Consider the following 21,696-nt stretch of genomic DNA (forward strand, 5'->3'; position numbering starts at 1 on the left):
CTGTTGACAGGCGTTCCCAACCAAGCGCATGCTTCATGCTGTGACGGGGGCCACACCCCCCAGCTCTTCCGTAGCGTCGCACCGGCGCGAGGTGCCACCACGGTTGTTCCTCCGACCACCTGTGCTGCCCGCAGCGCACGCACGTTGAAGGGATCCGATCCACCATGGCCGATTCGACGCCCGCAACGCCCACAGATGGACCGAGCCGCCGCACGCTGCTGCGCGGCGCCGCCATCGCCGGCGGCGTCCTCATGACCGAAGCGGCCCTGGGCCGCGCACCCGCGTACGCCGCCGACGTCGAGTACGACGTGGTGGTCGTCGGGTCGGGCGCGGCCGGGATGACCGCCGCGCTCACCGCGGCCAAGCGCGGCCTGCAGTGCGTGGTGGTCGAGAAGGCGCCGACGTTCGGCGGGTCGGCGGCCCGCTCCGGCGCCGGGATCTGGATCCCGAACAACGAGGTGATCCTGGCCGCCGGAGTCCCGGACACCCCGGCCAAGGCCGCCCAGTATCTCTCCCGCGTCGTCGGCGACACCGTGCCCCAAGCGCGACAGCAGGCCTTCCTGACCAACGGCCCGGCCATGATCTCGTTCGTGATGCGGAACAGCCCGCTGCGGTTCCGGTGGATGGAGGGTTACTCCGACTACTATCCGGAGTACCCCGGCGGCATGCCGAACGGCCGCTCCATCGAGCCCGACCAGATCGACGGGCACATCCTCGGCGCCGAACTCGCCCACCTGAACCCGCCGTACATCCCCACCCCGGCCGGCCTGGTCGTCTTCAGCGCCGACTACAAGTGGCTGAACCTCAGCCTGGTCAACCCGAAGGGCCTGGAAGTGAGCGCCGCGTGCCTGGCCAGAGGCACGGCGGCCGCGCTGCGCGGCGAGAAACCGCTCACCATGGGCCAGTCCCTGGCGGCGAGCCTGCGCGCCGGACTGCTCGCCGCGAACGTACCGGTATGGCTGAACACCCCGCTGCTCGACCTGCGCGTCGAAGGCGGCCGCGTCACCGGCGTGGTCGTGACGCGGAACGGCGTACAGACGCTGATCAAGGCCCGCCGCGGCGTCATCGTCGGTTCGGGCGGGTTCGAGCACAGCGCGGCGATGCGCGCGGAGTTCCAGCGGCAGCCCATCGGCACCGGCTGGACGGTCGGCGCCAAGGAGAACACCGGCGACGGCATCGAGGCGGGCGAACGCGCCGGGGCCGCGCTGGACCTGATGGACGACGCATGGTGGGGACCGGCGATCCCGCTGCCCGACGAGCCGTACTTCTGCCTGGCCGAACGCACGCTGCCCGGCTGCATCCTGGTCAACGGCAAGGGCGAGCGCTTCGTCAACGAGGCGGCGCCGTACAGCGACGTGGTGCACGTCATGTACGACCGCAACACGGCGGCGTCACCGCACATCCCCGCCTGGCTGATCGTCGACCAGAACTACCGCAACCGCTACCTGTTCAAGGACATCGCGCCGCTGCTGCCGTTCCCCCAGTCCTGGTACGACAGCGGCGCCGCCTTCCAGGCGTGGACGATAGAGCAGCTGGCGCAGAAGATCGGCGTCCCGGCGGCGACGCTGCGCGCCACCGTCACCCGGTTCAACGGTTTCGCGGCGACCGGCAAGGACACCGACTTCCATCGTGGCGACAGCATCTACGACCGCTACTACGCCGACCCCGTCGTCAAGCCCAACCCCTGCCTGGCGCCCCTGTGGCTGGCGCCCTTCTACGCGTTCAAGATCGTCCCAGGTGACCTGGGCACCAAGGGCGGGATGCGTACGGACGCGCGGGCGCGGGTGCTCCGGGCGGACGGCTCGGTCATTCCCGGGCTGTACGCGGCCGGCAACGCCAGCGGCGCCGTCATGGGACACAGCTACGCCGGCGCCGGCTCGACCATCGGACCGGCCATGACCTTCGGCTACGTGGCGGCGAACGACATCTGAGCCATGGAAGCGACCCCCAGTCACACGGGGATAGATTCTGATCACCTTCCGTAGAGATCCGGACGTGGCCGCCGTCGCCGGTGAACGATGGTCGGATGGTCGGCAAGCTCGTCAGGTGGCTCCTGGCGGCCATCGTTCCCCCATCGGTGGCGGTGGCCGCGTGGGGACCGCGGATCTGGGACGACCCGGTGGTCACCGGCATCCTGCTCGTGCTCTACGAGGGCCTGCTCGCGCTCGCGCTCTTCGCCGGGCAGATCGCCGGGCAGGTCGTGGAGCGCTGGCGGCAGCGAATCGTCGACAGCCTCGACCGGGCCGTGGGGCGGCGCGTCTCCCGGTTCGACAAGCGCTACCGGGAGTCCCTGCTGGGCAGCCTCCGCTACATCGATCTCAAGGGCTTGCCGACCATCGGCTACTACACCCCCGAGCTGGACGAGGTCTTCGTCGACGTGAGCCTGGCCTATCGGGCGCCGCGTGACGTACGCCAGGACGTGCTCGCCCAGCTGCCCGCCGAGGTGACCGACCGCCATTCGATCGGCGACTTCCTCGACCGCCGGCGCCCCGTGGTGCTGGCGATCGTCGGCGTTCCGGGCAGCGGGAAGAGCACCCTGCTGCGCCACACCGCCCAGCAGATCTGCCGGGCCGGGCGGGGACGGCGGCGTAGCGTGCCGATCCTGCTCTACCTGCGCGACCACGCCGCCGAGATCGTGGCGGCCCCGACGGTCACGCTGCCGCAGCTCGTACGGAACACGGTGGAGCCGGGCGTCAAGGAGCCGGCCGGCTGGTTCGAGGAGAAGCTGCGCGACGGCGACTGCGTCGTCATGCTCGACGGCCTGGACGAGATCGCCGGCCAGGACGACCGCAGGAGCGTCGCCGACTGGGTGGAGACCCAGATCAGGCGCTACCCCAAGAACGACTACGCGATCACCTCACGGCCGCGGGGCTACCTGTCGGCCCGGGTCGACGGCGCGACGGTCCTCCAGGTGTGCGGTTTCACCGACGAGCAGGTCAACCGGTTCGTCCGGGGCTGGTACACCGCCGTCGAAAAGCACGGCGAGGCGGGCGAGGACGCGCGGCGGCTCGCCGAGGCCGCGGCCGACGACCTGCTCGACCGGCTCAACCACACCCCCGAGCTGTACGAGCTGACGATCAACCCGCTGCTGCTGACGATGATCGCCAACGTCCATCGCCACCCGGGCGCCCTGCCGGAGAGCCGCGAGCGCCTCTACAGCGAGATCTGCCAGGTGATGCTCTGGCGGCGGCAGAAGGCCAAGAAGCTCCCGCTCGAGCTGAGCGGCGACAAGAAGGAGGTGCTGCTGCGCCGGGTCGCGCACGCGATGATGCAACGCGGCGTCCGCGACCTGCCGAGCACCGCCGTACTGGCCGAGATCCGGCCGGCCCTGCGCCGCATGGCGACGCGGCTCACCGCGGAGGAGCTCCTGTGCGACGTCCGCTCGAACGGCCTGCTCATCGAGCGCGAGAGCGACCTCTACTCCTTCGCCCACCACACCTTCCAGGAGTACCTGGCCGCCGCGCACATCCGTGACAAGGGCCGGCCCGACGTGCTGGTCGCCGCCGTCGACGACGTGTGGTGGCGGGAGACGACCCTCCTGTACGCCGCCCGCTCCGACGCCGACCCGATCGTGGCGGCCTGCCTGTCCTCGGGCACCGTCACCGCGCTGTCCCTGGCCTTCGACTGCGCCGAGGAGGGCAGCGAACTCGACCCCGCCCTGCGTACGCGACTCGACCGGCTCCTGGGCTCCGCCTTCACCCCGGACGCCGACCCCGAGCGCCGCCGGCTCATGGCCGGCGTCCTGGTCGCCCACCATCTGCGCCACCTGACCAGGACCGGCGCCGGCGGACGCGTCTGCGCCCGCCCGATCACCGCGGGCATCTACTGGCTGTACGTGCTGGACACGCGGGCTCCGGAGCCGGATGGCCCGGCCAGGGTCGAGCCCATCGCGTACGGGCCGTGCGGCGACCACCCGATCACGGGGGTACGCGCGGGTGACGCGGCGGCCTTCGTCGACTGGGTCAACGGTGTGACCGGCAACGAGCCCGTCTATCGGCTGCCGACCCATGACGAGATCGAGAATCCGGTGGTTCAGCGCTCGCTCAACCCCGGGGCGCCGGCGCTGAGCGTCTGGAGCGAACCCGGCGATCACCGCGCTCCCCGGCTGTGGACGCCTCCCGGCGCCGGGCAGCCCTACGAGGTGGCCGCCGCGACGCTGATCCGGCATGTCAACGATGACGTCCGCCGCTCCATGCCCACCTTCGTCCGCCTGCTCCTGCTGCGCGCCATCGTGGGCGTCCGCGTGCTGCGCCGCGGCCTCGACCTCGTTCCCGTCTTCGACCCGGCACTCGACCACGTTCTCGACCACGCCTTCGACCTGAGCAGGACCATCAGTCACGTACGAGGGATCGGCGACGCGTTCGGCCTCGCCCACCCGGCCGGCCTCGACCAGATGGAGGCCGACGTTCGCGCGCTCAGCCGATGCCTCGACCACGAGCGTGACCGCGCCCGCGCCCGCGCCATGGCCGACACCCTGGCCGCGTCCTTCACCCACGCCCGGACCGCGAACCCCGGTGGCGGGTGGACGGCGGCCGACGCCCTTGATGTCGTGCTCGACCCCGACCTCGTGCTCGATCACGCGCTCGACCTCGATCACGCCTTCGACCGGGCCCTCGACCGGGTCATGGGACGCGCGCTGTCGCACGCTCTGGCGCGGGTCCTGCGCCTGGACACGGCCCCCGCCGACTGGCCGGCCCAGTTCGCCCGGGCGTTCCTCAAGCAGACCAGCCTCCCGGCCGGCCCGTACGTCGTGCCGCCGGACACGCTGATGAGCAGGCTGCACACAGTGGACGAGGCGCTCAGGAGCGCCCTCGGGCCGCTCGACGCGGGCACGCCGGCTCCGTGGGCGCACCGGATCGCGGACGGACTGCGCGCGGCGGCCGTGCCGCTGTTCACCCGCCGCGAGCGGCTCACCTCAGGCACCGCGACGACGCTGCGGCTGGCGACCCTCTGCCTGGCCGCCGAGGCCGACACCCGCGGCGCCAACGAGCTCGCCGTCGCCTTCCGCGAGCTCGCGGCCGGGATCACCCTTCTCGAACGACGCTCCACCGGAGAACTGCCACCCACCGAAACCATCATTCTCGCGACCGTGTGACAAATATGTGTCACACATAATAACCAATATTGTCATCATAAATCGCAGAATGTCGCTTTTTCCCAATCGCCCTATTACGCCGACGACCCCAGCACAGGTCGCGAATCACGCCCAGAAAGACCACGTCGCGCGTGATACTGACACAATGCGCCATTCCCCCGTCACCGCCGGCCATTTTCGCCCGATGTCGCGCCGCGGCCTCGTCGCGGCCACGATCGGCCACGCGCTGGAATGGTTCGACTGGAACGCGTACGCGATCTTCTCCGTATTCTTCGCCGGCCAGTTCTTCCCCGCGGACGACCCCGCGCTCGCCCAGGTCAAAACCATGATGATCTTCGCGATCGGCTTCCTCTTCCGCCCCCTCGGCGGCATCCTGCTCGGCAGCTACACCGACCGGTTCGGCCGGCGCGGCGGCATGACGCTGGCCGTGCTCCTGGTGTCGGGCGGCAGCCTGATCCTGGCGGTGTGCCCCACGTACGCGGAGATCGGGCTGCTGGCACCGGCGTTGTTGCTGGTGGCGAGGATCGTGCAGGGGCTGTCCACGGGCGGGGAGATGGCCGCCGCCGCCACCTATCTCGCCGAGATCGCCCCGCCCGGCCGCCGGGGGTTCTACTCCAGCTTCGCGTACGTCACCGGCACGCTCGGCCCCCTGACCGCCACCTTGCTGGCGGAACTGCTCTTCACCGTCCTGGGCGAATCCGGCCTGGCCGAATGGGGGTGGCGCGTGCCGTTCGCGATCGGCGCCGTGTTCGGGGTCTACGGCCTGCAACTGCGGCGCACCTTGCACGAAACCAGCCCCTTCCTGGCCGGACGGGACCTCAGAGTGCGCCGTCCGACCTGGGAGGTGCTCCGCAGGCATCCGGTCAGCGGACTCCGCGTCGTCGGATTCACCGTCGGCGCGACGGTCGTCTACTACACCTTCCTCGTCTACCTGCCCAGCTACGTACAGGACAACTTCGGCATGCCCGCGGAGTCGGCGCTGTGGGCGTCGGTGATCGCGCAGTCCGCCATGATCATGGTCCTGCCCCTGTACGGCGCTCTGTCCGACCGGATCGGGCGCAAGCCGTTGCTGTGCGCCTTCGCCGGGGGCTATGTGGTGCTCATCGTGCCGCTGTTCACGCTGCTGAACTCGACGCCCGAGTCGCTGGTGATCGTGATGACCGTCGGGCTGCTGCTGTTCGGCTGCTACGCCTCCGTCGCGCCGACCGCCATGGCGGAACTGTTCCCCACGCAGGTGCGCTCGGTCGGCCTGGGGATGCCCTATTCGCTGACCGTGGCGGTGTTCGGCGGCACGTCACCGCACCTCGTCGAGCGGCTGACGGACAGCGGCCACGCCAGTTGGTTCCCCTGGTATCTCGCGGCCCTGTGCCTGATCAGCCTGGTGGTCTTCCTGACCGCCCGCGAGACGAAGGGCATCAACCTCGACCAGTGCTGACCGAGGCCGGATGAGGATCGGCGCGACTCTCGGCCGCGTCTCGGCGCGGCCGAGAGCGCGACAGCGTCGCCAGTGCCGCCGCGTACGCCAGGCCGTACCAGAGCGACGGACACCCTTCCGACCCGGTCGGGACGGCGGCGAGGCTGACCGCCGCGACCAGGCCGAGCAGTGTGGCGGCGACCGCCGGGCGCCGGACGGCCACCGCCACGACGGCGGCGCCACCCAGCACGCCCACGGCGGCGAGGAGGTCGAGCAGCAGCCACGCGTCCAGCAGCCCGGCCCACGCGATCGCGTGGAGCAGGGGCCCCGGCAGGGATCGGGTCCAGATCCAGGTGAGCCCGTCGTCAGCCAGGTTGACGGCCGTGGGGAGCGCCACGAGCACGATCATCACCCAGGGGCGTCCGATCAACGGACCCGCGCCAGGCGGTAGGAGGTGCCGTCGTTCCACAGGAGCCAGTCGCCGGCCGCGTACGCCACGCCCTGGAGCTCGAACGACTGTCCGCTGCGCGGGTCGTAGACCACAGACTGCCAGCCGGGCCTCTCGTCGAACTCGGCGTGCCCGGTGTACACGATGAGCCGATTGCCCGCGGTGAGGTGCGCGCCCAGGTGGGCGTACATGGCTTGATATTTTCCCTTCGACATCCCGGTGAGGCCCCAGTTGAGCTCCACCGCCCGGCCGACACGCGGGCCCTCGGTGACCTGCCAGTCGGCGCGGTCCGCCGTTCTGAGCACGCCGTCGACGACCCAGGCGAACGTGTCACGGTTGGCCGCGGCCAGCCAGAGCTGCCACCGCTCCGCACTGGTCGCCCGGACGTTCACCCCCTCGGGCAGGGGGCGCCGGGCGGCCACCGCCCCCGACTCGACGTCCACCTGGCGCAGGCCCTTGGCGTCGAAGGGGTCGGCCACGAACAGGTCGGGATAGGAGAACGCGACCGCCTCGCCGGAGACGCCGGACACCGGGGCTCCCTGGGTGCAGCCCTTGGCCGTCCACGGCCGCATCTGCGGGTCACTGCCGACGATCGTCCCTCCGCTGACCCAGAACGGCGATCCGACCAGGTTCAACGGCATGACCGGTGTGATGCCGTTCTGGTCCTGGCAGTAGAGCGGGGCGACGATATTGGTCCCCGGCCATACGCGGATACCCGATCCGGTGGCCGGTGTCTCGCCCGCGTCCACGTTCAGCGGTCGCAGCGAGCCGCCGTCCGGACCCGTCTCCCACAGCTTCTTCGCCTTGTCCGACCGGCCCAGCACGGACCCGTCCTCGCCCAGCGCCTCGGGAAAGAAGTCGCCGGCGTCCTTGGTCTCTTTCGGCAAGGCGACCGAACCAGGCATGTCGACCAGGTCTTCGAGCCCGTCGATGGAGTTGGCGACCATCTGCTCCCCTCCCCCGATCTGCCGCCACGCCACCGGCACGCCCACCGCCAGCACGACCGCGCACGCCGCCGCGGCGAACGCCAGAGCCCGGCGCCGGCTCCGCCTGACCGCGACGCCCCGGTGGACGCGGTCGGCGAGGCCCTCGGGCGGATCCGTCCGGCCGGGGTCGCCCAGCACGTCGCCCAGCCGCGACTCCACGTCATCCATGATCGACCTCCTGAGTATCGAGAGCGGTGCGCAGCCTGGCGAGCGCCCGTGACGCCTGGCTCTTGACGGTGCCGGCGCTGCAGCCCAGCAGGCGGGCGATCTCCTTCTCGCTGCGCTCCTCGACGTAGCGCAGGACGAGAACCGCGCGCATGCGCGGGGGCAGCTCGGCGAGCCGCGCCCTGAGGCTCGCGTCGGCGAGCAGACCTTCCAGTCCGCTGTCCTCCACGGCGGGCTCGGGCGGCTCGGCCACGGCGACCTCCCGCCGGGGGCGCCGCCAGCGGTTGGTCATGATGCGCAGCATCGCCGTGCGGACGTAGCCCTCCGGGTCGTCCTTGCGGACGATCCTGCGCCAGTGCACCCCCGTCCTGGTCAGCGCCTCCTGCACCAGGTCCTCGGCGTCGTGCCGGTCGCGGGTCAGGACCATGGCGTAGCGGTACAGCGCCGCCAGCCGAGCGGCCACGAATGATTCGAACGACCTCTCGCCGTCCTGCGGATCCTCCACCCCTACAAGGACACGCAAGGGCGGAGGAAGGTTGCGTCCCCCCTCTATTTTCTTTTTCCACCACAATTCACGGGCCGCCCATTAAACGGAAAGTATGCGTACCCGGGAGCTGCTAAATTCCATGCCATCGACCCCGACCAGGAAATAGGAGAGAGCAATGAAGGCCATCCGTCGCACCATTACCACTGCCCTTTCAGCGCTTACCGTGGCAGGCGGTCTGCTGGCCTTCGGGGCGCCCGCCGAGGCCGCGTCGCAGTGCACGTCGACGGGCGTGGGATATTTGTGTGTAAATATCGACCCGCGCGGATACGACGCCTCCTACCAGAAAGTCGCGGGCAGCACGGCGCACGTGGACTTCAACCTCGTCTGCGCCAACGGGCGCTGGTTCGGCGACGAGGGATCGTTCTACATCTCGGCCGGCGAGACCCGCACCTACACCTTCGCCGTGGGGTCCCAGGGCAGCTGCTTCCTGAAGCTGATCGACATGAACACCGGGGCGACCTGGCAGACGCCCAGCATCAGCCGGTGACCCGCCGGGCCGGTTGACGGCGCTCCCGATGGCGGCGCCCTCTGCGGCCGCCGCCATCGGGAGCGGCACGGCCCTGACGCTGGACGGATCGACCAGAACGCAAGCGAGTGGTTACTGAATGGAGGCGGGCGGAAAGCTCCTCTATGACAGATGTCTTGACGCTGGCGAGCAGGCCGACATAGCATCGCCCCGAAATCGCAAAGCGGGACATTAAACATCTTACGCAGCACAGCCCGCCGCATTACCGGAAATAAAGACAGCGGGCGTTACGCCGCGCAAGTAAGCTGGAGGAATACAACTTGTCCTGTTCGGGCGCCCTGACCTGGCGACTTCACGAGAAGCTGTTATGAACCGCCCCACCGTGGCCATTACCGGTGGTGCCGGTTTTCTCGGTTCGCATCTGTGCGAACGGTTCCTGGCCGATGGTTATCAGGTCGTCTGCGTGGACAACTTCCTCACCGGGTCGCCGGCCAACGTCGAGCACCTCATGGCCGAGGAGCGGTTTCGGCTGGTCCGGGCCGACGTGTCGCTGCACCTCGTCGTCCCCGGTGACCTGGACGCCGTCCTGCACTTCGCCTCCCCCGCCTCGCCGACGGACTACCTGCGACTGCCGATCGACACGCTGCGTGTCGGCTCCAACGGCACGTTCAACGCGCTCGAACTGGCCAAGGAGAAGGGCGCGCGGTTCGTGCTCGCCTCGACCTCGGAGACGTACGGCGACCCGCTGGTCCACCCGCAGCCGGAGAGCTACTGGGGCAACGTCAACCCGGTGGGCCCGCGCGGGGTCTACGACGAGGCCAAGCGGTTCGCCGAAGCGATGACCATGGCCTTCCGCAGGGCCCACGGCGTCGACACGGCGATCCTGCGGATCTTCAACACCTTCGGCCCCCGGATGCGGCCGTTCGACGGGCGGGCGATCCCCACGTTCGTCCGCCAGGCACTGCTCGGCGAGCCGATCACGGTGGCCGGTGACGGCACCCAGACCAGGTCCATCTGCTACGTGGACGATCTGATCGAGGGGATCGTCCGGCTGTGCAACTCGGACCTGGGCGGCCCGGTCAACATCGGTAACCCGCACGAGTTGTCCGTGCTCGCGCTGGCCGAGTGGATCAAGCAGCTCACCGGCTCGGCGTCGGGGATCGCGTTCACGCCACGGCCCCAGGACGACCCGACCGTGCGCCGCCCCGACATCACGCTGGCCAGGACCCGGCTGGGCTGGGAACCGCGGACGCCGATCGAGGAGGGGCTGCGGCGCACCATCTCCTGGTTCCAGGAGCACCCGCACTTATGGCAGGCCAAAGGCGCCGAAGACCAGGCCGGCCTCACCGCCGCGGCGCCCTAGATGGAATTCTCACCAGCGCTCGCCGCGCATTTGCGTGCGATAGAAACCCGTGACCTGGCCGGATTCATGGCAACCGTCCACCGGGACGCCACGGTGATTCTGCCCAACGGAAAGCTGCTCACCGGAAAAGACGCGATCGGCGAGTTCCATACCGCCTGGTTCGGCGATCCTGATTGGTCACTCCAGCCGACGGTCATCCGGACGGAGACCTATGGCGAATCAGCATTGGCGGTGCTGTCCGTCGCTTATGCCGACCTGGATGCCGAAGGCCGGCCGTACGAGAAGTCGTACTACCTCACGCTGTACTTCGCCGTAATCGACGGACAGTGGCTGCTCGTGCACGACCAGAACACCTTCAGTTGAGCGAGGTGGCCCCCTGAGCAGGCTTCGATCCACGATCAATCTCGCGCCGGTCGCCTATCATCTGGCCCGGATCCGGCGGCGGGAGCGCCTCGACCACACGGAGCAATTACGCCTCCAGGCCATGCTGTTACGCACCCTGGTACGCCACGCCTACGACAACGTCCCCCACTACCGGCGGCTGCTCGACCCCGCGCTGGTCCGGCGATTACAGAGCGCGCGGGACCTGGCCGAGTTCCCCGTGCTGGACCGTACGGATCTGCACGGCACGGCCGGCGACGAACTGCTCGCGGCCGGCTTCACCCCGGACAACACCCGAGCGGCCACGACCAGCGGCTCCTCCGGCATCCCGATCACGATCCGCAACTCCGAGCGGGATCTCGGCTACCTGCGCGCGACCTACCTCCAGGACATGCTGTCCAACGGCCTGCGCCCCACCGACCGGATCGCCTACTTCCGCGTCAATCCGTTCCTGCGCCATCCTCTGGAGCGCTTCGGCGTCCTGCGTAACTTCCACATCCCGACGGGCCGCTCGCTGGACGAGCAGGTGGCGGCGTTCCTGGCGGCCCGGCCGACCTTCCTGATCGGGTTCCCCAACGTCATCCGCAGCGTCGTCGACGAACTGCGGCGGCGTGGCGTCCGGCATCGGGGCGTACGGACCGTGCTGTTCGGCGGCGAGCGGCTGTCGCCGACCGCGCGGGCGCGGATCCTCGACTACTTCGGCGCGGCCCACCGAGAGGTGTACGCCTCCGTCGAGGTCTTCACCATCGCCCGCACCTGCCCGCGAGGGGCGCTGCACCTGCGCTCGTCCGACCTGGTGGTGGAGGTGGAGCACGAGGACGGGACCGTCTCGGTGGAGGACGGCGAAGGCGACATCCTCATCACCCGCCTGCACAGCGAGGCGATGCCGCTGATCCGCTACCGGCTCGGCGACCGGGTCCGGATCGGCCCGAACGACTGCCCGTGCGGGGTGGCCACGACCCCGATCGTGCGGGAGGTGATCGGCCGCAGTCAGGACCGGATCGCCGGCGCCGACGGCAGGCGCTACTACGGCGACTTCATCACCTTCCCCGTGCAGAGCTTCCCCGAGGTGAGCCGGATGCAGCTGGTCCAGCACCGGCCGGGGTCCCTCGAGGTGCGGGTGGTGCTGGCCCATGACGCCCGTCCCGGCGTGACGGCCGACATCCGGGACGCGGTCCTGCGCGCGGTACCCGACCAGGAGGTCACCGTCCTGCCGGTCGAGGAGATCGCCCCGGAACCCAACGGCAAGATCAAGCTCGTCAAGGTGCTCGATCCCTCCGGGAATCCCGCGCCGCCAGAGAAAGGGGCCGCGGCGGATGTCTGATTCCACCCTGAGAGAGAAGCCACCGGCCACGAAAGCGGCGAACCGCCCCCGGCCCGGCATCACCGCCATGATTCCTTGCTACAACGAGATCGCCTGCGTCGAGCGGGCGTACCGGGAGATCCGCGCCGAGCTGGCCGCCTACGACGACGTCGAGCTGCTCTTCGTCGACGACGGGAGCACGGACGGCACCCTTGAGGCGATCAAGGGCTTCGCGGCTGAGGACCCCCGGGTGAAGTACCTCTCCTTCGCCCGCAACTTCGGGCTGGAAGCGGCGTTCTCCGCCGGGTTCAAGTACGCCTCGAAACCGTGGACCGTGCAGTTCGACGCCGACCTCCAGTCCCCTCCCCAGGAGATGCACCGCCTGGTGGACAAGGCACTCGAGGGCTACGACGTGGTGTTCGCGGTCCGCGAGAACCGGCAGGACGCCTGGTACCGGCGGCTCGGCACCCGCGGCCACCAGACGTTCGCCCGCCGCTGGCTGGGCATCGAGCTGCCGCCCGGCGCGTCGGTGTTCCGCATCGTCAAGACCAGCGTGGCGCGCAAGGTGGTGGACAGCCGGCTGTCCACGCCGTACTTCATCGCCACCGCGCCGCTGCTCGGCGCCCGCTACACGACGCTGCCCACCACGCATCGGCCGCGCCTGGACGGCCAGGGCAAGTGGAACCTGCGCAAGCTGGCCGCCCACGCGATCGAGCTCTTCGTCGGATTCTCCTTCCGGCCGCTGGTCTGGCTCAGCGCGCTGGCCACCGCCGTGGTGGTGATCGGGGTGGCGATCCTGGCGCTGGCGCTGGCGGGCCGGTTCGGCCCGACCGAGCTGGCGGAGGCCAGCCTGGTCACCGGCCTGGTCACGCTCGTCACGCTCGCGGTGGTCGCCCGCTATCTCGTACGGATGATGCGCGTCCAGGCGATCGGCGCGCCCCGCTATCAGATCAGGGAGGCCAACATCCCGATCCGCGCGGACGAGGCCCTGTACGGCTACGAGACCCCCTACGTCGCCACCGAGGTCTGGGAGAACGCCTCATGAGAAACCTCATCGTGCTCGGCGGCGGCGAGGACCAGCTCCCCGCCTACCGCGAGGGCCGCCGGCTCGGCTACCGGGTGATCGGCGTGGACCAGCGCCCGGACGCCCTGGGCGCGGCCGAGGCCGACCAGTTCCTCTGCATGACCAGCCGGGATCCGGAGGGGATCGCCCAGGCGCTGGGCCCGATCGACGTGGCGGCGGTCATCTCGCCGGCCAGCGACGCGGCCCAGGAGGCGGTCGCCGAGCTGAGCCGCCTCTACCGCACCGCCCACCAGCCCGCCCCCGACGCGCTGCGCTGCTCGGTGGACAAGGGGTTCTTCCGCGAGGTGGTCGGCCGTCTGGGCCTGCCCACCTACCGCCACGCCCAGCACGACAGCATCGACGAGCTCACCGAGGCGGCGGACCGCCTGGGCTATCCGCTGATCGTCAAGCCGGCCGACTCCTCGGGCAGCAAGGGCATCACCGTGCTCGACGGTCCCGCCGAGCTGGTGGGCGCCATCGAGCACGCCTGGAAGTACTCCTTCTCCCGGCAGGTGATCGTCGAGGAGCTGGTGGCCGGGCGGCACTGCGCCGTGGAGTCCTTCTTCGCCGACGGCGAGCTCGCCTTCATGGCGGTCACCGACCGCGTCATCACCGGGCCACCGGCGATGATCAGCCTGTCCCACGTCGTCCCCGCCGACCTGGACGACGACGTGCACGCGCGGCTGAGCGCGGCGGTCGCCGCGATCTGCGCGGCCGTCGGCCACCGGCACGGGCCGGTCAACTTCGACTTCGTCCTGACCCCCGGCGGCGACATCTGCTTCATCGAGATGGGCGCCAGGCTGGGCGGCAACGGCATGCCGCTGATGGTCCAGCACGCGTTCGGGCTGAACACCGTCGAGGCGGCCATCCGGCTGGCCCTGGGCGAGCCGCTGCGCATCGGCGTCTCGCGCCGCCGAACGGCCGTGCTGCGCATCCTGGCCGCCGACGTCGACGGGGTGCTCACCGCGATCGAGGGTCTGGACGCGCTCCGGCGGATGCCCGAGGTCGTCGACGTCCAGGTGTTCAAGACGGTGGGTGAGCACGTCCGCGCCTACACGCAGGCCGGCCACAAGCTCGGCTACCTGGTCATGGTCGCCGACACGCGTGAGCAGCTGGAAACGGCATTGGACGAAGCACTGCGCACCCTCCGGTTCGTGATCGAGCCTGATACGAGAGGTTCAGAATGATCCCCCGCAAGCACCTCGGCTTCCTGATCTTCGCGGCGCTGGCCGTCCTGGCGGCGGCGTTCGTCTGGTTCGGGCTGCCGCACGACCGCCAGGTGAAGTCGCTGTGGATCTTCCTGGTGAAGCTGCTGCCCTTCGTCTTCGCCACGGAGGCCATATCCCGGCTCGACGTGGAGTGGGCCAGGCGCCTCCGGCTGCACGTGCTGGCGATCCCGGCGGCGTTCCTGGTGTACTTCCTCTACTTCGTGCCCAAGATCTTCTTCTTCGGCTCCGAGGTGGCCGGCACCAGGGAGGCGTACTACGACCTCTACTACCACGTCCTCACGCTGACCCCGTTGATCATCGTCTCCCTCGCCATGGCGTTCCGGCTGGGCGGCGGCTCGGCGGGGACGGTGCGCCGGCTCGGCTACGGCATGCTGCTGCTGATGCTGTCGGGCCTGGAGGATCTGGCGTTCCTGACGGTCAACAACCACGTCGACCCGGCCTTTGTCACCATCCCCGAGGTCTGGGATTGGGCCACGCACATGAGCGTGTTCATCGGCCACGCGCCGACCAAGTACGAGGCGTACGCCTTCATCGCCGTACACGTGGTGCTGGCGCTCGTCGTCTTCCTCAGCCCGCAGCGCTGGTGGGAGTCGCTGGGCCGCAGGCTCACGCCGAAGGCACTCCAGGCCCGCTCGGAGAGCGCGTAGCGATGATCATCCGCGAGGCGGGCTACGTCCCGCTCAGCATCGCGCGGCAGTACGGCGGCGCGGCGGGGCTGCGCCGTCGCCAGCTTCGCGGGCTCAACCGGATGCTGGAGCTGGCGCGTACCCGGGTGCCCTACTACCGCGACGACCCCCGCTATGCGCGCGGCGGCCCGCTCCGTGACCTGGCCGAGCTGGCCGAGCTGCCGGTGCTGGACAAGCGGGTGCTGCGCGAGCAGCCACTGGAACGGCTGCTCGCCGACGGCGTCGACCAGGATCGGTGCCTGTCCTTCCAGACGAGCGGCAGCACCGGCCGCCGGGTCCGGATCCTGCACGACCGCGACAGCCACGACTACCACATGGCGGCCTGCGTGCGGCGGTTCCTGGCGACGGGCCGCTACCTGCCGACCGACCGGCTCAGCCATATCCGGCCGTTCGCGCCGCCCGCCCGGATGTTCGAGCGGTTCGGGCTGTTCCGGCGGCACGTGATCCTCTCCCACCGGCCGATGCGCGAGATCAAGGCGGAGCTCCTGGCCAACCGGCCCAAGGTGCTGATCGGCTACCCCGTGCACCTGCGGGGCCTGCTGCGCGAGCTCACCCCGGAGGAGCTCGCGCGGCTGCGGCGGACCCTGCGCATCGTCATGACCGAGTCGGAGCTGCTGCTTCCCGAGCACCGGGCGATGTTCGCCGAGCGGTTCGGCGCTCCGGTCTTCGACGAGTACTCGGCCTTCGAGGTGCTCAACGTCACCTACGACTGCCGCTACGGCCGCGCCCACCTGGGCGAGGACCGCGTCTACTGCGAGATCGTCGACGCGGCGGGCGATCCGGTCCCGGACGGCGAGGCCGGTCAGGTGGTCGTCACCGCCTTCATGGAGCGGGCCATGCCGCTGCTGCGCTACAGCCTGGGCGACATCGGCCTCATCGAGCCTGGCCGCTGCCGGTGCGGCCGCCGCTTCCGCATTCTGCGGCTCACCACTGGGCGCAGCAACGACTACGTCACGCTCCCGTCGGGCGAGCGGCTCTACCCCGACGCCTTTCTGCACCTGGCCGCCACCCATCCGGGCATCAGCGAGTGCTTCGTCCACCAGGACACGGCGGGCCTGGTGCGGGTGCACGTCGTGCCCAGCGCCGACCCGCCGGGCGAGGTGCTGGCGACCGTACGGGACAAGCTCTTCGGCCTGGCCGGTGGCGAGTTCCCGCTGGAGGTGGTGCCCGCCGAGACCGTCGAGATCACCGCCGGCGGCAAGGGCAGGTTCGTCACCTCCGACTACGGCGCACCGCCCGCATGAGGCTCGCGGCACCCAGACAGCTGATGGTGCTGCTCGGCGGGCGGGCCGCCTTCCGGGGCACGCTCCTGCTGGCCAACGTCGTGCTCCTGGCGGTCTGGAGCTCCGGAGACTACGCCGGATACGCCCAGGCGATGGGCGGCGCGGCATTCCTGACGCCGCTCGCGTCGATCGGCATCGAGAAGTGCGCGCTGAAGCTGATCCCGCGGGCGCGGCACACCGTCGGCCTGCTGGTCGGCGTCTTCGTGGCGCTGGCCGGGCTGCTGCTGGTGATCGCGATCGCGGTCCTGGCGGGCGTGCTGCTGTTCGGGCACAACGGGCCGTGGCTCCTGGGCGGGCTGGCGGGCCTGTACGCGATCGGCATCGGCGGCAACCAGGTGCTGGTCGGCCTGAGCCGGGCCATCGGCCGGCCGGGCCGGGACGTGGCCAACCATCTCGTCCTGGCCACGGGCCTGGCCTGCTGGACCGGGGCGGCGGCGACCGGGCACGCCTCGCCCACGGTGTTCCTGGCCCTGTGCCTGACGAACGTGTCCGTGCTCAACGTGGTGCTGCTGACCAGGCTGCGGCCGAGTTTCGCCGGGCTGCGGCGCCGGGTCCTCGTACACGTCGCGGTGGGGACGTCCCTGCTGATGGCGATCCCCGACGTGGTCGCGGGCGTGTCGATGAGCCTGCTGTTCGTGACGCTCTCGGTCAGCGGCGCGCAGGCGGAGAGCACCGGGCTCTACATGGCCTCCGTCGCCTCGGGGACGCTGCTCAACGCGTTCGGCTACCTGCTGCGCGTCCTGCAGCCCGGCGTTTCCCAAGCACTGCACCAGCGGGACCTGTCCGCGGCCTACGAGCGGCTGTCCCGCTGGCTGCGCCTGCTGCTGCTCGCCGGGATCCCCTATGTGGCGGCCGTCTCCTGCGCGGCGGCGCTCCTGCTGCGGCCGCTCGGCGGGCTGGGGGTCGTCGTCCTGTACGTGGCCTGCGTCCCGATCATCTTCGCGGTGGGCAGCGCCAGTTACCTGATGGAGAACGCCACTCCCCTAGCGCTGCGCGTGACCGCGGCAGGCGCGGTGGTGTCGCTGGCGGCGGTCGTGGTGCTGGCGGCCGTCGTCGTGCCCTGGGCCGGGGCGCTCGGCGCGGTGGGCGTGCTGGCCGTCGGCGCGCTCGTCCACGCGGCGGTCCTCCTGCGCTGGCTCCGGCCACGGCGCACGCTCTCCCCTCACCCTGTAGCGAAGGAGTCCTTGTCATGACCCATACCTCGCTGGTCACCGGCGGCGCGGGTTTCATCGGCTCGCATGTGGCGACCGACCTGCTCCGGGCCGGTCATCGCGTGGTGGTGCTCGACGACCTCTCCGGCGGCGACCCGGCCAACGTCCCGGAGGGCGCCCGCTTCCACCAGGGCAGCGTCTGCGACCCCGAGGTGGTGGACGCGCTGTTCGCGGAGTGGCGCTTCGACTACGTCTTCCACCTGGCCGCGTACGCCGCCGAGGGGCTGAGTCACTTCATCAAGCGCTACAACTACACCAACAACGTGATCGGCAGCGTCAACCTCATCAACGCGGCCGTCAACGCCGGAACCGTCCGGTGCTTCGTCTTCACCTCCTCCATCGCCGTGTACGGCCACGCGGAGCCGCCGATGACCGAAGACCTGACGCCCGCGCCCGTGGACCCGTACGGGATCGCCAAATACGCGGTCGAGCAGGAGCTGAAGGTCACGCACGAGATGTTCGGCCTGCCGTACGTCATCTTCCGCCCGCACAACGTCTACGGCGAGCGGCAGAACATCGGCGACCGCTACCGCAACGTCATCGGCATCTTCATGAACCAGATCCTGCGCGGCGAGGAGTGCACCATCTTCGGGGACGGCGAGCAGACCAGGGCCTTCAGCCACATCGACGACGTCGCGCTGCCGATCGCCCGCTCGATCGGCAACCCGCGGGCCTACGGGGAGACCTTCAACATCGGCGGCGACCGGCCGTACACGGTCAACGAACTGGCGGGCGCGGTGGCGGCGGCCATGGACGCGCCGCTCCGGGTCCGGCATCTGCCGGCGCGGCACGAGGTGGTGCACGCCTACTCCTCCCACGACAAGGCCCGCGACCTGCTCGGTGTGGGGACGGGGTCGGTGCCGCTGGCCGACGGGCTCGCGCAGATGGCCGCGTGGGCGAAGAAGCACGGTCCGCAGGAACCGTCGGTGTTCTCGGGGATCGAGGTGGCCCGCAACATGCCGCCGTCGTGGCAGGCGCTCATCGTCCCGTGACGGCCTACATCGTGGCAGGCGCTCGTCGTCCCGTGACGGCTTATTGACGGGACAGGGCCCGGGTGATGCCGGTGACGATGGTCGTGACCAGGATCCAGCCCGCCAGCACCAGGCCGTAGGCGACCCACTGAGCGCCGCCGACCGGCTGGAACGCCTTCTCCTGGCCGAAGTCGATCAACGGGAACAGCAGGTCCAGGGCGTACACCACGGCGTTGAACACGGGCCCCTTGCCCGCCTCGGCAGGCGGCGGGCGGTCGAGCGCGAACACCGTCGCCCCCACGACCAGCAGCGCGACGAACCAGGCGGCGGCGCGCAGCGGCCGGAAGCCATAGCCGACCGTGACGTCCTGCAGCACGCCCCATGCGCGGGCGGGCCTGCGGAGCGTGGCGCGCCGCCGCCGCTGCTTGGCCAGCAGGACCGTGCGGGCGTCCTCGTCGTGCCCGAGCCGCCGATAGGTGTTGGCCAGTTGCTCGTACGGCTGCGGCACGTACTCGTCCGAGCCGTCTTCCAGCCAGGCCAGCCGCCGGGCGGCGGGCAGCGTGGGATCCAGTGCCTCGTACGTCAGGCCGTCCTGCAGACGCGGCGACCAGGTGGCGGGGTCGTCGCGCAGCACCCCGATGCGGGCGTGCCGCAGGTCGACGGTGCCTTCGGGGGCCGACTTCGGGCGTAGGTACAGCTCACTCGCCTCCAACTGCCAGGCCGCCAGCGCCCGGCCGCCGGGGTTGGCGAGTGTGGCGTCGTTGAAGTACACGTGCCGGCGGACCTGGGTGCCGATCAGCGTGATCTCGCCGTCGGAGGTGAAGCCATGCCCGCAGAACAGCCCGCTGCCGATGGTCGCCGCGGCCGCGTCCAGCGTTTTGCCGCCGGGGGTGTTGCTCAGGCGGGCGCCGCTGAAGTCGGCGATCGTGCCGATGGTGGCGTCGACCAGCCGTACCACGCCTGCGGACCGGAACCCGTCGACGCAGGCCAGCGCGCCGCCGATGGAGATGCCGTCGGCGTCCAGCGCCACCTTGCCCGGGGCGGAGAGGTCGGCGCCGGCCAGGCGCAGAGATCCGGTGACGCGGGCCTGGGACAGGTCGACCCGGCCGCGTGCCGTGAGCCCGCGCGCCTCGATCGTGCCCTCGACCTGGATCTCCTCTGCCTGGAGCGCGTCGCCGCCGGGGTTGTCCAGGCGGGCGCCGGTCAGGTTGAGCTCGCGGTCGACGCGGGAGTCCGCCAGCCGTACCGTGCCGTTGGCGGAGAAGGTCCCGCCCAGGTAGAGGCCGCCTTCGGCGGTGATCCGCGAGCCGCGGAAGGCCATCTCACCCGGGTGGTCGATGGTGGTGCCGGTCAGGGCGAAGGGCCCGGTCACGCGGGTGTTGCGCAGGCTGATCATCCCGGTGACCGTCATGCACCGGCAGAACACGTTGCCGTCGGCGACGAGGCCGTCCAGCGTCAGAGCGTGCCGGTCGGTCGCGGTCAGCCGGGCGTCGTCCATGATCAACGTACCGCCGACCTTGACGTTGGACAGCCGCACGTGACCCTCGGCCCGCAACTCGATGGCGGCGATCCCACGGTCGGCCTGGAGCCGGTCGCAGTCGATCGCGAGCCCCGGCGCCCGCACCTGGGCGTGGTCAAGCGTGAGGCTGCCCGCGATGTGGGCGCCGCGCAGCTCCACCCGCCCCGTGAACAGGCAGCTCTCCAGCCTCAGGTGGCCGCCGATCTGGGCGTTCGACGCCGACAGGCCGGGCAGCCGGGACCGGGTGAAGCTCAGCTGCTGGCAGCGGGCCCAGTACAGGCGCGGCACCTGCTCGAAGTCGCAGGAGAGGAACCGCGCCGGGTGGCCGATGGTGGCGTGGGTCAGGTCCAGGAGTTCGGTGACGCGGGCGCCCTTGAGGCGCAGGGCCGGTAACCGCGCCGATTCCTCCCACTGGGCGGGTACCCGCACTGATTCCTCCCGCAGGGCGGGTGACCGCGCTGATTCCTCCCACCTGGCCGGTAACCGCGCTGATTCCTCCCGCAGGAGGAGCTCAGTGATCACTCCGGCGCGGACCGTCCGCTCCGCGCCCCAGCTCGCGCCGGTCGCCGGGTCGTCCTCGTCCGGTTTCCCGGTGCGGAAGTCGACCAGCTCGCCCCGGGGGAACGCCTCCCACACCCGGCGCTCGGCCGCGGACAGCTCCTCGACGCGCATGGCTGAATTCTGCCGCACGCCCAACGGCCGCCGATCATTTGACGCCGATCGACATCTCCACCTCTGAGCCGGTGCATGCGGTCGCTCCGGCGGGCGGGCTCAGGGCCGCCACCTTCCCGATCCAGTCGCGACCATTCCGGTCGCCGGCCTTCTCCACAGCCGCCTTTCCCGCGTCGAGCGGCCAGCCGCGCGCGCCCGCGGGCAAGCCGACGAGCTGCTCCGGCGCGATGTACGAAGGGGTGCCCATGATCTGACTGGTCGCCGTGGCCGTGGTGTCCGCCTCACGAGCGATGCCGAAATCGATGACGCGCGGCGTCGCAAGAAAGCCGACTCGACGAATGAGACAAATAGTAGAAAAGTTAACATTAAGGCGATTTCCTCTTAGCGGTCCGTTGGATTACGGGTGGCCTTCTCAAACACCATCTCCCCGGACGTAGCCTGGCCGGCCCGCATTCAGCACCGTCCGCGACCTGGCGTTTCGCCACGCCGAGGCCTCGAGCGGCTGCTGCTGTGACATGAAATGTCACGGTCCACTGAAAAGGACGGTAAAAACACAGGCTTGCGGACGAAGATCGCCATGCCTACGATCTGGAGGTAATTAATTCCTTTACAGGAAAGAGATATCACATGCCCGAAAAGTCCAACCTGGAACACCTGCGGCGAGTCGCGGCCCTCGCCGCCGCTACTGCGGCCGCGGCCGCAGCGCTCACTGTCGGCGCGGCCGCGGCTTCGGCCGACACCGGTTCTAGCGCGCTGGGCGCGGCGCTCGACCGCGTGGCCAGCGACGACGCCGTCTACACGCCGGCGGGCTGGTTCAATAGCTGATCCCAGGGCAACCGAGTTCCGGCTGCGCGGCGTCTTGCAGTCCAAGCCGCGCAGCCTTCTCCCTGCGAA

At 70.3% G+C, this 21,696-nt stretch carries 19 protein-coding genes; 14 read left to right on the forward strand and 5 right to left on the reverse strand.

The window, feature by feature from the left end:
• Positions 1-164 precede the first annotated feature (164 nt).
• The 3 genes from kstD to ACGFJ2_RS18610 all read left to right on the forward strand — a co-directional run bounded on the left by kstD (position 165) and on the right by ACGFJ2_RS18610 (position 6,530).
• Complete coding sequence (gene kstD / locus ACGFJ2_RS18600) at positions 165-1,931, forward strand: 3-oxosteroid 1-dehydrogenase (RefSeq protein ID WP_393469698.1); 1,767 nt, start codon at positions 165-167, stop codon at positions 1,929-1,931.
• Between the two features lie 95 nt (positions 1,932-2,026).
• On the forward strand, positions 2,027-5,095 hold the full coding sequence (locus ACGFJ2_RS18605; protein ID WP_393469701.1) for an NACHT domain-containing protein: 3,069 nt from the start codon (positions 2,027-2,029) through the stop codon (positions 5,093-5,095).
• A gap of 184 nt (positions 5,096-5,279) precedes the next feature.
• Positions 5,280-6,530, forward strand: a complete 1,251-nt coding sequence (locus ACGFJ2_RS18610) for an MFS transporter (RefSeq protein ID WP_393469704.1) — start codon at positions 5,280-5,282, stop codon at positions 6,528-6,530.
• On the opposite strand, the gene ACGFJ2_RS18615 is transcribed toward ACGFJ2_RS18610, so the two are convergent.
• From ACGFJ2_RS18615 to ACGFJ2_RS18625, 3 genes are read right to left on the reverse strand one after another with little or no spacing between them, the layout of a single operon-like run.
• Positions 6,511-6,906: a hypothetical protein gene (locus tag ACGFJ2_RS18615; protein WP_393469707.1), complete on the reverse strand. Its 396-nt coding sequence runs from the start codon at positions 6,904-6,906 to the stop codon at positions 6,511-6,513. The genes ACGFJ2_RS18610 and ACGFJ2_RS18615 overlap by 20 nt on opposite strands.
• Before the next feature lie 29 nt (positions 6,907-6,935).
• Positions 6,936-8,111, reverse strand: coding sequence for a hypothetical protein (locus ACGFJ2_RS18620; protein ID WP_393469710.1), 1,176 nt, complete (start codon positions 8,109-8,111; stop codon positions 6,936-6,938).
• Complete coding sequence (locus ACGFJ2_RS18625) at positions 8,104-8,631, reverse strand: SigE family RNA polymerase sigma factor (protein WP_358173938.1); 528 nt, start codon at positions 8,629-8,631, stop codon at positions 8,104-8,106. The genes ACGFJ2_RS18620 and ACGFJ2_RS18625 overlap by 8 nt, the downstream gene beginning before the upstream one ends.
• A gap of 139 nt (positions 8,632-8,770) precedes the next feature.
• Here ACGFJ2_RS18625 and ACGFJ2_RS18630 point away from each other — a divergent pair, with 139 nt between their 5' ends.
• The 10 genes from ACGFJ2_RS18630 (at position 8,771) to ACGFJ2_RS18675 (ending at position 18,632) form a co-directional block, all read left to right on the forward strand.
• Complete coding sequence (locus tag ACGFJ2_RS18630) at positions 8,771-9,142, forward strand: hypothetical protein (RefSeq protein ID WP_358173940.1); 372 nt, start codon at positions 8,771-8,773, stop codon at positions 9,140-9,142.
• 346 nt (positions 9,143-9,488) lie between these two features.
• Entirely contained in the window at positions 9,489-10,484 is a 996-nt protein-coding gene (locus ACGFJ2_RS18635) for a UDP-glucuronic acid decarboxylase family protein (RefSeq protein WP_393469714.1), read from the forward strand.
• Complete coding sequence (locus ACGFJ2_RS18640; protein ID WP_357947922.1) at positions 10,485-10,847, forward strand: nuclear transport factor 2 family protein; 363 nt, start codon at positions 10,485-10,487, stop codon at positions 10,845-10,847. It begins immediately after the preceding gene.
• 121 nt (positions 10,848-10,968) lie between these two features.
• Complete coding sequence (locus tag ACGFJ2_RS18645) at positions 10,969-12,189, forward strand: hypothetical protein (RefSeq protein ID WP_358173950.1); 1,221 nt, start codon at positions 10,969-10,971, stop codon at positions 12,187-12,189.
• Entirely contained in the window at positions 12,182-13,213 is a 1,032-nt protein-coding gene (locus tag ACGFJ2_RS18650; protein ID WP_393469717.1) for a glycosyltransferase family 2 protein, read from the forward strand. The genes ACGFJ2_RS18645 and ACGFJ2_RS18650 overlap by 8 nt, the downstream gene beginning before the upstream one ends.
• Complete coding sequence (locus ACGFJ2_RS18655; protein ID WP_358173956.1) at positions 13,210-14,418, forward strand: ATP-grasp domain-containing protein; 1,209 nt, start codon at positions 13,210-13,212, stop codon at positions 14,416-14,418. The genes ACGFJ2_RS18650 and ACGFJ2_RS18655 overlap by 4 nt, the downstream gene beginning before the upstream one ends.
• A complete protein-coding gene (locus ACGFJ2_RS18660) occupies positions 14,415-15,107 on the forward strand; it encodes a hypothetical protein (RefSeq protein WP_393469720.1) in 693 nt (230 codons plus the stop codon). Before ACGFJ2_RS18655 ends, ACGFJ2_RS18660 begins: the two co-directional genes overlap by 4 nt.
• A gap of 2 nt (positions 15,108-15,109) precedes the next feature.
• Positions 15,110-16,390, forward strand: coding sequence for a phenylacetate--CoA ligase family protein (locus ACGFJ2_RS18665; protein ID WP_393469723.1), 1,281 nt, complete (start codon positions 15,110-15,112; stop codon positions 16,388-16,390).
• The gene (locus tag ACGFJ2_RS18670; RefSeq protein ID WP_393469726.1) at positions 16,387-17,622 is read left to right on the forward strand and encodes a hypothetical protein; all 1,236 of its coding nucleotides are present in this window, start codon (positions 16,387-16,389) and stop codon (positions 17,620-17,622) included. Before ACGFJ2_RS18665 ends, ACGFJ2_RS18670 begins: the two co-directional genes overlap by 4 nt.
• Positions 17,619-18,632 (forward strand): NAD-dependent epimerase/dehydratase family protein, encoded by a 1,014-nt coding sequence (locus ACGFJ2_RS18675; RefSeq protein WP_357947904.1) that lies wholly within the window; start codon positions 17,619-17,621, stop codon positions 18,630-18,632. The genes ACGFJ2_RS18670 and ACGFJ2_RS18675 overlap by 4 nt, the downstream gene beginning before the upstream one ends.
• 40 nt (positions 18,633-18,672) lie before the next feature.
• Here the strand turns inward: ACGFJ2_RS18675 and ACGFJ2_RS18680 are convergent, their stop codons facing one another.
• Together ACGFJ2_RS18680 and ACGFJ2_RS18685 are read right to left on the reverse strand one after the other, a co-directional pair.
• A complete protein-coding gene (locus tag ACGFJ2_RS18680; protein ID WP_393469729.1) occupies positions 18,673-20,802 on the reverse strand; it encodes a hypothetical protein in 2,130 nt (709 codons plus the stop codon).
• A 34-nt stretch (positions 20,803-20,836) separates the two neighbouring features.
• Positions 20,837-21,049, reverse strand: coding sequence for a hypothetical protein (locus tag ACGFJ2_RS18685; protein ID WP_357947899.1), 213 nt, complete (start codon positions 21,047-21,049; stop codon positions 20,837-20,839).
• Between the two features lie 380 nt (positions 21,050-21,429).
• Between ACGFJ2_RS18685 and ACGFJ2_RS18690 the strand changes: the two genes are divergently transcribed.
• Entirely contained in the window at positions 21,430-21,627 is a 198-nt protein-coding gene (locus ACGFJ2_RS18690; protein WP_363991017.1) for a hypothetical protein, read from the forward strand.
• The last annotated feature ends 69 nt before the right edge of the window (positions 21,628-21,696 follow it).

Origin of the sequence: Nonomuraea sp. NPDC049028 (assembly GCF_043197735.1) — a bacterium.
GTDB lineage: Bacteria > Actinomycetota > Actinomycetes > Streptosporangiales > Streptosporangiaceae > Nonomuraea.

Excerpts from the sequence above, each read along its gene's own strand:
- ACGFJ2_RS18620 (WP_393469710.1), bottom strand. The coding sequence starts at position 8,111 with ATGGATGACGTGGAGTCGCGGCTGGGCGACGTGCTGGGCGACCCCGGC.
- ACGFJ2_RS18605 (WP_393469701.1), top strand. The coding sequence starts at position 2,027 with ATGGTCGGCAAGCTCGTCAGGTGGCTCCTGGCGGCCATCGTTCCCCCA.
- ACGFJ2_RS18660 (WP_393469720.1), top strand. The coding sequence starts at position 14,415 with ATGATCCCCCGCAAGCACCTCGGCTTCCTGATCTTCGCGGCGCTGGCC.
- ACGFJ2_RS18655 (WP_358173956.1), top strand. The coding sequence starts at position 13,210 with ATGAGAAACCTCATCGTGCTCGGCGGCGGCGAGGACCAGCTCCCCGCC.
- ACGFJ2_RS18645 (WP_358173950.1), top strand. The coding sequence starts at position 10,969 with ATGCTGTTACGCACCCTGGTACGCCACGCCTACGACAACGTCCCCCAC.
- ACGFJ2_RS18630 (WP_358173940.1), top strand. The coding sequence starts at position 8,771 with ATGAAGGCCATCCGTCGCACCATTACCACTGCCCTTTCAGCGCTTACC.
- ACGFJ2_RS18670 (WP_393469726.1), top strand. The coding sequence starts at position 16,387 with ATGAGGCTCGCGGCACCCAGACAGCTGATGGTGCTGCTCGGCGGGCGG.
- ACGFJ2_RS18665 (WP_393469723.1), top strand. The coding sequence starts at position 15,110 with ATGATCATCCGCGAGGCGGGCTACGTCCCGCTCAGCATCGCGCGGCAG.
- ACGFJ2_RS18635 (WP_393469714.1), top strand. The coding sequence starts at position 9,489 with ATGAACCGCCCCACCGTGGCCATTACCGGTGGTGCCGGTTTTCTCGGT.
- ACGFJ2_RS18685 (WP_357947899.1), bottom strand. The coding sequence starts at position 21,049 with ATGGGCACCCCTTCGTACATCGCGCCGGAGCAGCTCGTCGGCTTGCCC.
- ACGFJ2_RS18680 (WP_393469729.1), bottom strand. The coding sequence starts at position 20,802 with ATGCGCGTCGAGGAGCTGTCCGCGGCCGAGCGCCGGGTGTGGGAGGCG.
- ACGFJ2_RS18610 (WP_393469704.1), top strand. The coding sequence starts at position 5,280 with ATGTCGCGCCGCGGCCTCGTCGCGGCCACGATCGGCCACGCGCTGGAA.
- ACGFJ2_RS18640 (WP_357947922.1), top strand. The coding sequence starts at position 10,485 with ATGGAATTCTCACCAGCGCTCGCCGCGCATTTGCGTGCGATAGAAACC.
- kstD (WP_393469698.1), top strand. The coding sequence starts at position 165 with ATGGCCGATTCGACGCCCGCAACGCCCACAGATGGACCGAGCCGCCGC.
- ACGFJ2_RS18690 (WP_363991017.1), top strand. The coding sequence starts at position 21,430 with ATGCCCGAAAAGTCCAACCTGGAACACCTGCGGCGAGTCGCGGCCCTC.
- ACGFJ2_RS18675 (WP_357947904.1), top strand. The coding sequence starts at position 17,619 with ATGACCCATACCTCGCTGGTCACCGGCGGCGCGGGTTTCATCGGCTCG.
- ACGFJ2_RS18650 (WP_393469717.1), top strand. The coding sequence starts at position 12,182 with ATGTCTGATTCCACCCTGAGAGAGAAGCCACCGGCCACGAAAGCGGCG.